This is a genomic window from Pseudomonas sp. H3_A02, assembly GCF_054671965.1.
This window is the reverse complement of the sequence record NZ_CP162807.1, coordinates 1,099,038-1,112,968: the sequence shown is the minus strand read 5'-3', so window position 1 is coordinate 1,112,968 and position 13,931 is coordinate 1,099,038. Positions and strand designations below refer to the sequence as shown.

11 protein-coding genes are annotated in these 13,931 nt (G+C 62.0%); 4 read left to right on the top strand and 7 right to left on the bottom strand.

Translation table 11 applies throughout. The features are described from left to right. The 3 genes from AB4N80_RS04700 to prlC all read right to left on the bottom strand — a co-directional run bounded on the left by AB4N80_RS04700 (position 1) and on the right by prlC (position 4,458). Entirely contained in the window at positions 1–1,989 is a 1,989-nt protein-coding gene (locus AB4N80_RS04700) for a M3 family metallopeptidase (RefSeq protein WP_460080890.1), read from the bottom strand. Between the two features lie 115 nt (positions 1,990–2,104). Beyond that, complete coding sequence (locus AB4N80_RS04695) at positions 2,105–2,383, bottom strand: YheV family putative zinc ribbon protein (protein WP_047230061.1); 279 nt, start codon at positions 2,381–2,383, stop codon at positions 2,105–2,107. Then, positions 2,380–4,458 carry an oligopeptidase A gene (gene prlC / locus AB4N80_RS04690; RefSeq protein WP_163006813.1) on the bottom strand — a complete coding sequence of 693 codons (2,079 nt, stop codon included), beginning with the start codon at positions 4,456–4,458 and terminating at the stop codon, positions 2,380–2,382. The genes AB4N80_RS04695 and prlC overlap by 4 nt, the downstream gene beginning before the upstream one ends. A 72-nt stretch (positions 4,459–4,530) precedes the next feature. On the opposite strand from prlC, the gene AB4N80_RS04685 reads away from it, so the two are divergent. Together AB4N80_RS04685 and AB4N80_RS04680 are read left to right on the top strand one after the other, a co-directional pair. Next, the gene (locus AB4N80_RS04685) at positions 4,531–5,088 is read left to right on the top strand and encodes a gamma carbonic anhydrase family protein (RefSeq protein ID WP_460080886.1); all 558 of its coding nucleotides are present in this window, start codon (positions 4,531–4,533) and stop codon (positions 5,086–5,088) included. A gap of 197 nt (positions 5,089–5,285) precedes the next feature. After that, positions 5,286–5,936: an HAD family hydrolase gene (locus AB4N80_RS04680; RefSeq protein WP_460080884.1), complete on the top strand. Its 651-nt coding sequence runs from the start codon at positions 5,286–5,288 to the stop codon at positions 5,934–5,936. Positions 5,937–6,253: 317 nt separating this feature from the next. Here AB4N80_RS04680 and AB4N80_RS04675 read toward each other — a convergent pair whose 3' ends face one another. The 4 genes from AB4N80_RS04675 to aspA form a co-directional block, all read right to left on the bottom strand. Further along, positions 6,254–7,246 carry an AraC family transcriptional regulator gene (locus AB4N80_RS04675; protein ID WP_460080882.1) on the bottom strand — a complete coding sequence of 331 codons (993 nt, stop codon included), beginning with the start codon at positions 7,244–7,246 and terminating at the stop codon, positions 6,254–6,256. A 219-nt stretch (positions 7,247–7,465) separates the two neighbouring features. Further along, a complete protein-coding gene (locus AB4N80_RS04670) occupies positions 7,466–8,470 on the bottom strand; it encodes an asparaginase (protein WP_305482134.1) in 1,005 nt (334 codons plus the stop codon). Between the two features lie 135 nt (positions 8,471–8,605). After that, positions 8,606–10,057 carry an alanine/glycine:cation symporter family protein gene (locus AB4N80_RS04665; protein WP_122567778.1) on the bottom strand — a complete coding sequence of 484 codons (1,452 nt, stop codon included), beginning with the start codon at positions 10,055–10,057 and terminating at the stop codon, positions 8,606–8,608. Between the two features lie 488 nt (positions 10,058–10,545). After that, on the bottom strand, positions 10,546–11,970 hold the full coding sequence (gene aspA, locus AB4N80_RS04660) for an aspartate ammonia-lyase (protein WP_003196363.1): 1,425 nt from the start codon (positions 11,968–11,970) through the stop codon (positions 10,546–10,548). A gap of 180 nt (positions 11,971–12,150) precedes the next feature. Between aspA and AB4N80_RS04655 the strand changes: the two genes are divergently transcribed. Together AB4N80_RS04655 and purE are read left to right on the top strand one after the other, a co-directional pair. Then, on the top strand, positions 12,151–13,068 hold the full coding sequence (locus AB4N80_RS04655) for a LysR substrate-binding domain-containing protein (protein ID WP_460080878.1): 918 nt from the start codon (positions 12,151–12,153) through the stop codon (positions 13,066–13,068). A gap of 371 nt (positions 13,069–13,439) precedes the next feature. Continuing rightward, complete coding sequence (gene purE / locus AB4N80_RS04650) at positions 13,440–13,931, top strand: 5-(carboxyamino)imidazole ribonucleotide mutase (protein ID WP_003196369.1); 492 nt, start codon at positions 13,440–13,442, stop codon at positions 13,929–13,931.

Genomic DNA, 13,931 nt, shown 5'->3' with positions numbered 1-13,931 from the left:
TCATGTGGCTAAAAACGCCTGGATCGATTCGAACAACGGTCGCGTATCGCCCGGCTCGAAAATCGTCTCGCGCAACGCCCGCCCGGTTTGCGGATTGAACAGCCCGTCGCGCTGGAATTTTTGGAAGACGCTATTCGCCAGTTCTTTCGACCAGGCGTAGGCGTAGATCCCGGCGCCATAGCCGGTCACCAGATAGTCCAGGCCATTGGGCCAGCGTTCGGTGGCGGACACGGGCAGGTGGCCGACGTGTGCGCTGACTTGATCGAACACGTCTTGAGCCGTACGTCCGTCGCCGTGGTGATGGTGCACCTGCATGTCAAACAACGCATCGCGCAAGAACGCGGCAAACCCCCAACTGGTCTGGGTATTGAGGTAGACCAGCAACTGATCGGCAATCCTGTCCGGCAGTGGCTTCCCGGTTTGGTGGTGTTTGGATATACGAATCAGACATGGCTTGGAAAAGCACCATCGCTCGAACAGGACTCCGGTAAATTCCGCCGTATCCCTGGACAGTTCGGTAATGCCCGAAACATCACGATACTCAGCCCGGGTCAGCAAGTGGTGCAAGCAATGGCCGAATTCATGAAAGAGGATGCGTAGTTGCCGATGATCCAACAGGACAGGATTGGCATCTGAGGCGCGTGGTAACCAGCCATGTAGAACGGCAATGGGATGCCGCGGGCGGCCCTCGGCGGTGACGCGACGATTTCGCAAGGTGGTGGTATTGGGGAAGCCTTGTTCGTTCTCATCCTCGAACGGGTCGAAATAGAGATAGCCTAGGGTCTCGTCCCGCTCGCGAATTTCAAAAAGGCTTACGTCGGGATGCCAAGTAGCCACGTCCTTACGCTCGATGATGTCCACGCCGAACAGGTCCCTTGCGATCAGCGTCAGCTGCAAAAACGTGGCATCCAGCGCAAACCAGGCTCTGACGCTTTGTTCTGAAACACCAGCCGCCTGCCGACGAAGCTTTTCTGCCAGGTATGGATAATCCCAGGGCTGTAGCTCGCTGAAACCTTGTGTTGTGGCAAATGCCTCCAGTTGTTGAGCGTCCCGGATAAACACGCTTTGCTGTTGTTTGAGTTGTTCCTGCAAGAACATCAGGACCTGTTCGGGCGACTCGGCTTGCTCTGGTTCGATCGCCATTTGGGCATAACTCGAATAGCCCAGCAAGGTAGCGTAGTGATGACGGTCCCTGAGCAATTGCCGGAGCACTTCACCGTTGTCGAATATGCCGGCGTGCGGTCCTTGATCCGATGCGCGAGTGCTGTAGGCCACGTACATTTGCTTACGCAAAAGGTGATTGTCGGCGTAACAGGTGACGATGCGAAACGACTCTTCATTGAGCGTCAGCAACCACCCCGTGTGTCCAGCATCGCGCGCCTGGTCGGCCATGCGTTGTTTGAACGACGACGGCAGGCCGCTCAATCGGGTTTCATCGTCAAACGCTGTGCGCCAGGCTTTATTGGCCTCGTACACATGTTCCAGGAACAGCATCTGAGCGCTTTGGATGCGCAGCTTCAGGTCTTTCAGGCCTGTCTGCGTGGTGTCGGCCAATCCGTTGCGACGAAACTGTCGGAGGATTTTTTCCAGCGTTCTTTTTCTCGCCAGGGTGAAATGCCGGGCTATCGGGCTGTTCGCCAACCGCTGATAAAGCTGAAACAGTTCGGGGTTGTGTTTGAGCGATCGCTGGAAATCCTGTAGTCGTTCGCTGCAGTCCAGCGAAGCCTGCACCCAGTCGTCACCGATCCTGTTCCAGGCCAGACGCTCCAGCACATAACCGAAGCCCTTCAACCGGGCGTGAATCTCGTCCATTGCCAACACGAGGTCGTCCCAGGTGGGAAACGGTGTCTGGGTCCTGATGATCTCGGCCACTTGAGCGCGACTCTCGGCAATGATCTGGTCGAGGGCCGGCGAAAAATGCCGGGCTTGGATCTGGGAAAAAGGCGGCAGGTCATGGGCCTGCAACAGCGGATTGTCATCGGTGGGCATCGGAAGCCTTCCATGGACTGAACGGGATGAACAGTCTGGGCAGGCCGGTGTGCGGCAGGGCGATATATATGTATCGCTTCCGGGCCGTGGGGCCCGGAAGGTGATACCGGATCATTCAGTCGGTTTTTTTCTTCAACTTGGGATTGGGGAAAAACTGCACCGCCTGGACCTTGGCGTCCGGCACCTTGAGCGCCGAGGTGTTGACCCGGGTGCCCAATTCCTTGGGCACCGACAGGCCTTGCTCGTTGAGCGTGTCGGAATAACCGCAGGCCACGCACTCGCGGTGCGGTACGCCGTCTTCGTTCCACATCATCAATTTGTCCGGCTCGCTGCAGGCCGGGCAGACCGCCCCGGCGATAAAGCGTCGTTTGGTAATCACAGGCCCCTCGCTCATGCTGCCGCGTCCTCGGTCAGGCCGCTATGGCGCAAGAGTGCGTCAATCGACGGCTCACGGCCACGGAAGTCGACGAACAGCACCATCGGTTCCTGGGAGCCGCCACGGGCCAGGATCGCCTCGCGGAAGGCGCGACCGGTGTCGGCATTGAGCACGCCGTCTTCCTCGAATTTGGAGAAGGCATCGGCCGACAATACTTCCGCCCATTTGTAGCTGTAGTAGCCCGCCGCATACCCGCCGGCGAAGATGTGGGCGAAGCTGTTGGGGAAGCGGTTGTAGGCCGGTGGACGCATGACCGACACCTCGTCGCGCACGCCTTCGAGTACTTGCAGCACGCTGCGGCCATCGCCGTGGGTGGCGTGCAGCTCGAAGTCGAACAGCGAGAACTCCAGCTGACGGACCATCATCAGGCCGGACTGGAAGTTTTTCGCCGCGAGCATTTTTTCCAGCAGGTCCTGGGGCAGTGGTTCACCGGTTTCGTAGTGGCCGGAAATCAGCGCCAGGCCTTCGGGTTCCCAGCACCAGTTCTCCATGAACTGGCTCGGCAGCTCCACGGCATCCCAGGCCACGCCGTTGATGCCGGACACGCCGGCGTGTTCGACACGGGTCAGCAGGTGGTGCAGGCCATGGCCGAACTCGTGGAACAGGGTGGTGACTTCATCGTGGGTCAGCAGCGCCGGCTTGCCGCTGTCGGCCGGGGTGAAGTTGCACACCAGGTTGGCGACCGGGCTTTGCAGCACGCCGTCGAAGGTGCGCCGACGGTCGCGGGCGCCGTCCATCCAGGCACCGCCACGCTTGTTGGCGCGGGCATAGAGGTCGAAGAAGAAGCGGCCGACGTGCTGGCCGTTCTCCTTGATTTCGAACAGGCGCACGTCCGGGTGCCAGCTGTCGAAGCCTTTCAGTTCGGCGATCTCGATGCCGTAGAGGCGCTGCACGATGGCGAACAGGCCGCTCAGTACCTTGTCGATCGGGAAGTAGGCGCGCAGGGCTTCCTGGGCCACGCTGTAACGCTGCTGGCGCAGTTTTTCACCGTAGAAACCGCTGTCCCAGCTTTGCAGGTCGGGGCAGCCCTGTTCGGCGGCGAAGGCTTTGAGCTGCTCCAGGTCCAGGGCGGCGAACGGCTTGCTGCGCTTGGCCAGGTCCCGCAGGAAACTGAGGACCTGATCGCTGGATTCGGCCATCTTGGTCGCCAGGCTCAACTCGGCGAAGTTGGCGAAACCGAGCAGTTGGGCCAGTTCCTGGCGCAGGTCGAGGATCTGCTCCATCACCGGGCCGTTGTCGTTCTGCCCGGCATTTGGGCCTTGGTCCGAGGCGCGGGTGCAGTAGGCGGCGTAGACTTCTTCACGCAGGGCGCGGTCTTCGGCGTAGGTCATCACCGCGTAATAGCTGGGGAATTCCAGGTTGATCAGCCAGCCGTCGAGTTCTTTGGCCTGGGCGGCCGCAGCCATTTGCGCCTTGGCCGAGTCGGTCAGGCCGGCGAGGGCGGCCTCGTCGGTGACGTGCTTGGTCCAGGCCTGGGTCGCGTCCAGCAGTTGATTGGAGAAACGGCTGCCCAGCTCGGACAGTTTGCTCTGCACCTCGGCGTAGCGCTTCTGCTGCTCGGGCGGCAAGTCGATGCCCGACAGGCGGAAATCGCGCAGGGAGTGTTCCAGGATGGTTTTCTGCGCCACGTCGAAGCCGGCGGCTTCCGGGCTGTTTGCCAAGGCTTCGAAGGCCTGGAACAGCTCGCGGTTCTGGCCCAGTTCGGTGGAGTAGGCACTCAGCGCCGGCAGGCAGGCCTCGTAGGCCTCGCGCAGTTCCGGGCTGTTGCGCACGGCGTTGAGGTGACTGACCGGGCTCCAGGCCGCGCCCAGGCGATCATTGAGTTCGTCCATCGCCAATACCAGGCCGGCCCAGGTAGGCTGCTGGACTTGGGTCTTGAGGAGTTCGGCAATGGCCGCACGGTTATCAGCCAGGATCTGCTCGATGGCCGGTTGCACGTGCTCGGCACGGATCGCCGAGAATGGCGGCAGGTCATAGGGCTGCAAAAGAGGGTTGTTCACGCTCACGGTCGACACCTTGGCTGGAAGAAACATCGGCCCATCTTAATTACAATCGGCGCTCACCGCAGCTAGCAGCGCCTATCACCGGATAAGAGAGAGCCTATCGTGACCCTTCGCACGTACCAGAACCACAGCCCACGGCTTGCCCGTGGTGCTTTTGTCGACAGCACCGCGGTGGCGATCGGCGACGTCGAAATCGGCGAAGACAGCTCCGTCTGGCCGCTGACGGTCATTCGCGGCGACATGCACCGCATCCGTATCGGTGCGCGTACCAGCGTCCAGGATGGTTGCGTGCTGCACATCACCCATGCCGGGCCCTTCAATCCGGAGGGTTTCCCGTTGCTGATCGGCGACGACGTGACCATCGCCCACAAGGTCATGCTCCATGGTTGCTCGGTGGGCAGCCGGATCCTGATCGGCATGGGCAGCATCGTCATGGACGGCGCGGTGGTCGAAGATGATGTGATCATCGGTGCCGGCAGCCTGGTGCCGCCGGGCAAACGCCTGGAAAGCGGCTTTTTGTATGTGGGCAGCCCGGTGAAACAGGTCCGACCGCTGACGGACAAGGAACGTGCGTTTTTCACCTACAGCGCGGCGAACTACGTGAAGCTCAAGGACCTGCATCTGGCTGAAGGTTACGACCGGCCTGAATCGCCCACCTAAGATGTCGAATGAACCGTTGTGGCGAGGGGATTTATCCCCGCTGGGCTGCGCAGCAGCCCCGAAGCCGACCACCGCAGTGTGCCAGGTTGTTACATTCAGTCTTTTGGGGGCTGCTGCGCAGCCCAGCGGGGATAAATCCCCTCGCCACAGTTTCATTCAGCCTGTTGAGTGAACTGCATGACCACCCAGGAACAGCCATGCACTACCAAACCGTACTCTTCGACCTCGACGGCACCCTCACCGACCCCCGCGAGGGCATCACCCGTTCGATCCAGTTTGCCTTGAGCAAGTTGGGCATCGACGAACCCGACCTGACCCGCCTCGAGCACTTCATCGGCCCGCCGCTGTTGCAGGCCTTCATGCAGTTCTATGACTTCGACGAAGCGAAGGCCTGGGAGGCGGTGAATTTCTATCGTGAGCGATTCAAGGTCACCGGTCTTTATGAGAACCGTGTTTTCGACGGCGTGATGCCGCTGCTGGAAACCTTGGGCGGCCAAGGGCGCCAGTTGTACATCGCCACTTCCAAACCCTGGGTCTTCGCCCGGGAAATCGCCCGCCACTTCGACTTCGCCCGGCACTTCAAGGTGATCTACGGCAGCGAATTGGACGGCACCCGTACTAACAAAGTCGAGCTGATCGCCCACCTGCTGGCCGAAGAAGGCCTCGACCCGGCCAGCACCCTGATGATCGGCGACCGCAAACACGACCTGATCGGCGCCCACAGCAATGGCCTGGATGCGGCAGCGGTCGGGTATGGGTTTGGCAGCCACGAAGAGCTCCGCATCGAGCGCCCGGCGTATCACTTCCAGACGGTGGGTGAGTTGCATCAGGCGTTTTTGCGACGCTGACTGGATCGCCATCGCGAGCAAGCTCGCTCCCACAGTATTACGAGGCGCCCACAAAATCGGTTGCCTACACCACCCCCCTGTGGGGGCGAGCTTGCTCGCGATGGCGGCAGCCCATACCCCCCCAGCCTCAAGGCGTCCACTTGTGGCGAGGGAGCTTGCTCCCGCTGGGCGGCGCAGCCGTCGTAACCAGGCTGATGCGGTTTGATTGGACGCATGCGCCAGCCTTTTTGGGGAGGCTTCGCCACCCAGCGGGAGCAAGCTCCCTCGCCACGAGGGTAGCCATGCCTGGCCCGACAAGGGTAGATGAAAGCGACGCTTCAGGCCCTGAACTGGCTGGGCGCCACGCCGCTCCAGCGCACGAAGGCATGGCGGAAGCTGGCGGTTTCGCTGAAGCCCAGGCGTTCGGCGATTCGATAGATTGGCAATTGGTCCTCGCAGAGCATCTGCTTGGCCCGCTCGAAGCGCAGTTCGTCCAGCAGTTCCTGGTAACTGCAGCCCAGGTCCTTGAGGTGGCGGCGCAAGGTGCGCGCCGAGCAGTTCATCTGTTCGGCCAGGCCTTCCAGGCCGGGGGCGGCGTCCAGTTGGGCGTCGAGCAACTGGCGGATCCGTCCCAGCCAGGCTTGGCGTCCGGTGAACTCGGTGTTCTGTCGGCGACAGCGTTCGGCCATGGCGTGATGGGTGATGGGGTCGGCCAGGGGCAAGGGTTGGTCGAGCCAGTGGCGGTCGAAGGCGAACGCGTTATCGACGCTGTCGAAGCGCACCGGGCAGTCGAAGAGCGCGGTGTAGTGCGCCTGGTAATCGGGCGCCGGGTGTTCGAAGCGCGCAGCGTGCAAGGGCAACGCATGGCCGAGGAGGTCATTGCAGATCACCTTCAGCGAAACCATGCAGAACTCGGCATTGAACACCGCCAGGGCCGGGTTCTCCCGATAATCGCTGGCGCTGAACCAGATGTGCTTGCCATCGTCGTCCAGACTCAGTTCGAAGAGTGTTCCCAACAGCGCCGGATAACGCAGTGCCAGGCGCAAAGCGTCACCTAAGGTGGCACTGGTGAGCAGGGCATAGCCGAGCATGCCGTAGGACGAAACGTGCATGCGCAGGCCCAGTTCCAGGCCGATGTCGCGCTTGAGGGCCACGGCGTTGGCGCAGACCTGCATCTCCTGGTTGGTGGTGATGCGCGTATCGGCCCGGCTCAGGTCCGCCGCGCTGATGCCGCTGCCAGCCAACAAGGCATCGCTGGGCAACCCTGCGCTTTTAAAGGTGCTCAGCACCAGTGAGACGGCGTTGAGGGTGGTGAGGTGGGAATGAAGCATGTCCGTTTCCAGCCTGGGGGAGCTGGAAACGGAGCAAGTTATATGCCGGGTAAAAATCGGAAGTTCAACACAACCTCTAATGTGGGAGTGAACCTGTGGGAGCAAAGCTTGCTCGCGAAGAATGATGACGCGACCTTACAGTTGATCCGTGTCGCCTGCATCGCGAGCAAGCTTTGCTCCCACAAGAGCCCCTCCCACAGGTTTTTGCAGTGTCTAAGCTCAGCTCAGCTCGCCGCACAGGTCCAGTTCTACCAGCCGCCGAACCTCTTCCACCGGCAGGCCGGCGCCAATCAACGCCTGCAACTTGCCGAACGCGGCCTCGCGGGTCATGCCGCCGCCGGACAGCACGCCGACACCGCGCAAGCGGCTACCGGCTTCATACACGTCCAGCTCGACGCCCCCTTCATGGCATTGGGTTACCGCCACGACCACTACGCCGCTGTCCCGCGCCCGCTCGAGGCTGGCGAGGAAGGCCGGGTTGTCGCTCGGCCCGGTGCCGCTGCCGTAGCACTCCAGCACCAGGCCCTGGATACCGCTGCCGAGCAGGCCATCGAGGATCTGTGCACTGATGCCGGGAAACAGCGGCAGCGCCGCGATGTTCGCCAGTTGCTTGGGCTGGTTGTAGTTCAACTGCGCCGGCAACGAGGAGGCTTTGACGCCACCGCCCTGGCGTTCCAGGCGCTTGAACGGGTGACGACCGAAGCTGCGCACCTTCGCGCAACGGGTCGGCGCCAGCAGCTCACCATGGAAGTACAGGTGTACGCCCGGCGCCAGGCCCTGGCCGAGGGCGACCAGCGCGCCGCTGAGGTTTTCCCAGGCGTCGCTGTCGGTCACGCCGGCGGGCAGCATCGAGCCGGTGAAGCAGACCCGCGCATGCAGGCCCAGCAGTTGGAAGCTCATCGCCGCCGCGCTGTAGGCCAGGGTGTCGGTGCCGTGCAGGATCAACACGCTGTCGCAGCCCTGCACGTCCACGGCATCGACCACCGCTTCGCGCAGTTGCTGCCAATAGGCCGGGGTCATGTTGGCGCTGTCGATCAGCGGCGACATTTCCCGGAAGCGCCATTGCGGCACGACGAGTTCGGGTTGGCTGTGCAGGTAGTCGCGCATCCGCGCTTCGAAACCGGATGCCGGGGCCAGGCCGTGGGCGCTGGCCTGCATGCCGATGGTGCCGCCGGTGTAGAGCACCATGACGTGCTGGGCGGCAGGGTAGGTCAAGGAATTCATGGTTGTTCTCCGAGGACGAAAACGGCAGCTTGGGTCAGCCGCCACAACATAAGGCCGAGCATGACGCCGACCTTAGGTTGTGTCACGCCGGGCGCAGGGGATGCGCCCGGTTTTTTCCAAACAGCTTATTACCGATCAGCGTTGCGCTGCGGCCACGCCAGCAGTCGCGGCGTCAGGCTTGGTAACCGGTGCCGACGGGGTAGCTGGCCATGCGTTGCGGTCCAGGTCCAGGTCCGGGAACTTGCTGGAGTCGAACACAGGTACCTTGATGCCGGCCGAACGCTGGTCATCGTAGTCACGCAGGATGCGCATGCCGACCTTGAACAGCAGGAACAGCGCGATCAGGTTCACGAACGCCAGCAGGGTCATGGTGATGTCGGCGAACGCGAACACGGTGCCGAGGTTTTCGATGGCGCCCCAGAAAATCAGGACCAGGACCAGCGCACGGTAGCCCATCAGGACCTTGCGATTGTCACCCATCATGAAGCGCAGGTTGTTCTCGCCCAGGTAGTAGTTGTAGAGGATCGAGGTGAACACGAACAACGACAGGGCCACGGAGATGAATATCCGGCCCCAGTCACCCACGACGGCCGCCAGGGAGTTCTGGGTCAGGGCAATGCCGTCGCCTTCGAAGCCCGGGGTGTAGAAGCCCGACAGCAGGATCAGCAGCGCGGTGCAGGTGCAGATCACGAAGGTGTCCAGGAACACGCTGAACGCCTGGACTACGCCTTGGGCGACCGGGTGTTCGACCGACGCGACGGCGGCGACGTTAGGCGCACTGCCCAGGCCGGCTTCGTTGGCGAACACGCCACGCTTGACGCCCATGACGATGGCGCTGCCGATCAGGCCGCCGAAGGCTTGGTCCAGACCGAAGGCGCTCTTGACGATGGTCGCCAGCATGCCCGGTACGTGTTCGAACTGCAGCACGATCACGTAGAGGGTCACGGCGATATACGCCAGGGTCTTGACCGGTACCAGCAGGTCGGCAACCTTGGCGATGCGCTTGATTCCGCCGATGAACACCAGGCCCAGCAGCACCGCCAGGCCGAGGCCGGTGTAGGTGGTGTCAAAGCCGAAGGCGTTGTTCAGGGAATGGGTAACCGCGTGGGCTTGCAGGCCGTTGAAGGCGAAGCCGAAGGTGACCAGCAGCAGGAACGCCATGATCATGCCCAACCAGCGTTTCTGCAGGCCGTGCTGGATGTAATAGGACGGGCCGCCACGATACTGGCCTTCGGAGTCGCAGCGCTTGTAGAGCTGGCCGAGGGAGCACTCGAAGAAGCTGCTGGACATACCGACCAGAGCGGTTACCCACATCCAGAACACCGCACCAGGACCGCCGAGGGTCACGGCGATGCCGACACCGGCGATGTTGCCCGCGCCGACACGGCCGGCCAGGCTGAGCATCAGGGCCTGGAAGGAACTGAGCTGGTCAGTGCTGCTTTTCAGGCTGTCACGGAACACCGTGAACATGTGGAAGAAGTGACGGAACTGGACGAAACGCGAGCGGATCGTGAAGTAGCTTCCGAGCCCGACAATGAGCACGATCAGCACTTTCCCTGAGAGGAAGTCGTTGATGACTTCGAGCATGAGTATTCCTCGCTGTTTTTTGTTTAAGCAAATGCTGGCCATTTGGAAACATCGCGTTACATCGGTCGGCGCGCGGCCCGACAGGTGAGGCGAAGTTTCGTCCCGGTCCATTTTCGCGGGTTTGTTATTAGTTCGGTTTTCGCATGTTTAAGGGTCTCGTTGCGGACGACCGCTCATGCGAAGAGGGGCGGCACTATACCTATCAGTGCGGTGCCCGTCTGCACAGTTGTGGTGCGTCCGACGAAGCGGACCCTTTGAAACACCTGGCCTTACGGTCAGGTTCTTGTGGGGGAAAGCCTGCTCGCGTTGGCTGGCGACGCGGTTTACAACGGGCAGCGCGTCGTCGTTTATCGCGAGCAGGTTCCTTCCCACAGGTTCGGTCATCCTTTGCGGCTATCAATTAAAAAAAGGGCTTGGGGAAGATCCCCAAGCCCTCAAAAGGTGAGAGGTGTCTAGTCCCTCGACCTGGTGAGCGGTGGCCGTGTCGATCACGCTTTGAGCGGGACCAGACGCGGAGCAATCATGTTTTCCGGGCGCAGGATGTCGTCGAGCATGGCGTCGTCGAGCAAGCCTTCTTCGCGCACCAGTTCCAGCACGCCGCGGCCACTTTCCAGGGCAACACGGGCGATGCGGGTGGCGTTTTCATAGCCGATGTACGGGTTCAGGGCGGTGACCAGGCCAATCGAGTGCTCGACCAGTTCACGGCAGCGCGCTTCGTTGGCGGTGATGCCGACGATGCAGTGCTCGCGCAGCATGTCCATGGCCCGTTGCAGCAGGCGGATCGAGTCGAAGATCTTGAAGGCGATCAGCGGTTCCATCACGTTCAGTTGCAGTTGGCCGCCTTCGGCTGCGATGGTCAGGGCCAGGTCGTTGCCGATGATCTGGAATGCCACCTGGTTGACCGCTTCCGGGATTACCGGGTTGACCTTGCCGGGCATGATCGAGCTGCCTGGCTGGCGGGCCGGCAGGTTGATTTCGTTGATGCCGGTGCGTGGGCCGCTGGACAGCAGGCGCAGGTCGTTGCAGATCTTCGACAGCTTGACCGCGGTGCGTTTGAGCATGCCGGAGAACAGCACGAAGGCACCCATGTCGGAGGTGGCTTCGATCAGGTCGGCGGCCGGGACCAGCGGCTGGCCGCTGATGGTCGCCAGGCGCTGCACGGCCAGGGCCTGGTAGCGCGGGTCGGCGTTGATGCCGGTGCCGATGGCGGTACCGCCCAGGTTCACTTCGGTGAGCAGTTCAGGCGCCAGGGTTTTCAGGCGCGCCAGGTCTTCGCTCAGGGTGGTGGCGAAGGCGCGGAATTCCTGGCCTAGGGTCATCGGCACGGCGTCTTGCAGCTGGGTGCGGCCCATTTTCAGGACGTGGCTGAATTCTTCACCCTTGGCCGCGAACGCCTGGATCAGGCTGTCGAGGCTGGCCAGCAAGGCGTCGTGACCCAGCAGCAGACCCAGGCGGATCGCGGTCGGGTAGGCGTCGTTGGTGGACTGCGCCATGTTCACGTCGTTGTTGGGGTGCAGGTACTGGTACTCGCCTTTCTGGTGGCCCATGGCCTCCAGCGCGATGTTGGCGATGACTTCGTTGGCATTCATGTTGGTCGACGTGCCGGCGCCGCCCTGAATCATGTCCACCACGAATTCTTCGTGGAAGTCGCCACGGATCAATCGTGCACAGGCTTCGCTGATGGCGGCGTGCTTGGCTTCGCTGAGCTGGCCCAGTTCGCGGTTGGCGTCAGCGGCAGCCTGTTTGACCATTGCCAGACCGACCACCAGTTTAGGGTAATGCGAGATCGGGACGCCGGAGAGACGGAAGTTGTTCACCGCTCGTAGGGTCTGGATGCCGTAATACGCTTGCGCTGGTACTTCGAGTACGCCAAGCAGGTCTTTTTCTGTGCGGAATGATGCAGCGGAGGACATGACGGAAATCATCTCGATAAGGACCCGGTCTGAGCCGGAACGCTGTGGATCCTAGGCTCTGGGAGAAAATAGGGCCAATGCTGTTAAACACTGGCCTATGCATATTCGGCATAATGCCGGTGTGACGCCGACGGTGCGGCGAACGTGTGACCTGTTTTGGTGCGTGTAGGGGAGGACGTGATGAATCTTGAAAGCAAATGGCTTGAGGACTTCAGTGCCCTGGCCGCTACCCGCAGTTTTTCCCAGGCGGCCGAGCGGCGTTTCGTGACGCAGCCGGCGTTCAGCCGACGGATCCGCAGCCTTGAGGCGGCGCTGGGGCTGACCCTGGTCAATCGTTCACGTACGCCCGTCGAGCTGACGGCAGCGGGGCAGTTGTTCCTGGTGACGGCGCGTACGGTGGTGGAGCAACTGGGCGAAGTGCTGCGCCATTTGCATCACCTGGAAGGCGGCCAGGGCGAAGTCATCCAAGTGGCCGCCGCCCACTCCCTGGCGCTGGGCTTCTTCCCGCGTTGGATCGCGCAATTGCGCAACGAAGGGATGAACATCGCCACGCGGCTGGTGGCGACCAACGTCGGCGACGCCGTCCACGCCCTGCGTGAAGGCGGCTGCGACCTGATGCTGGCCTTCTACGATCCGGATTCGGCCATGCAGATGGACCCGGAGATTTTCCCGTCGCTGCACCTGGGCCAGACCGAAATGCTCCCGGTGTGCGCCGCCGATGCCAGCGGCAACCCGCTGTTCGACCTTGAAGGCGAGGCCAGCGTGCCGTTGCTGGCCTACAGCGCCGGGGCGTTCCTCGGGCGTTCGGTCAACCAGTTGTTGCGCCAGCGGGCGCTGCGGTTCACCACGATCTACGAAACGGCCATGGCCGACAGCCTGAAAAGCATGGCCCTGGAAGGCCTGGGCATCGCCTGGGTGCCGCACCTGAGCGTACGCGCCGAACTGGCCCGGGGCGAACTGGTGATCTGCGGCGGCCCGCAATGGCACGTGCCCCTGGAGATCCGCCTGTATCGCTGCGCCCTGGTGCGCAAGGCCAATGTGCGACTGCTGTGGCGCAAGCTCGAGGGCGGCGCGGCGCAGGGTGCCATCGGATCCTGAAAACAACGCAGACCCTTTGTGGGAATGTCACGGATATCAGGCATCACAGAGCCCCTGTGGGAGCGAGCTTGCTCGCGATGACGGACTGACATTCAAAGTTGCATTGACTGACCTGTCGCTATCGCGAGCAAGCTCGCTCCCACAATGGATCAGCGCTATTCCCTCGCTGACCTGCAGGTCAATAAAACCGCCGCTTCACCGCAAACGACAGATGGTCGGCGAAAGTGCGTTTAACGCACCATTTTCGGTATACTGCCCGGCCTTCGGTCGGTTCGCCCGGCCATAATTCGTACAACAAGCCACGCCGGTTTCCTGCGTGGCTTGTTGTTTTTTGACGCGCCTGCGGGCGCCCAGAGAGAAGAGGCACGACGATGAGTGCACTGGTTGGCGTGATCATGGGCTCCAAGTCCGATTGGTCCACCCTTAGCCACACCGCCGATATGCTGGAAAAGCTCGGCATCCCTTACGAGGTGAAAGTGGTCTCCGCCCACCGTACCCCGGACCTGCTGTTCCAGTACGCCGAAGAGGCCGAGGCGCGTGGCATTGAGGTGATCATCGCCGGTGCCGGTGGCGCGGCCCACTTGCCGGGCATGTGCGCGGCCAAGACCCACCTGCCGGTGCTGGGCGTGCCGGTCCAGTCGTCGATGCTCTCGGGCGTCGATTCGTTGCTGTCGATCGTGCAGATGCCAGCCGGCATCCCGGTCGCCACCCTGGCCATCGGCAAGGCCGGCGCGATCAACGCGGCCCTGCTATCGGCGAGCATCCTGGGCGCCAAGCATCCACAATTTCATACCGTGCTGAAAAAATTCCGCGCTGAGCAGACAGACAGCGTCCTGGACAATCCAGACCCACGCATTGCCTGA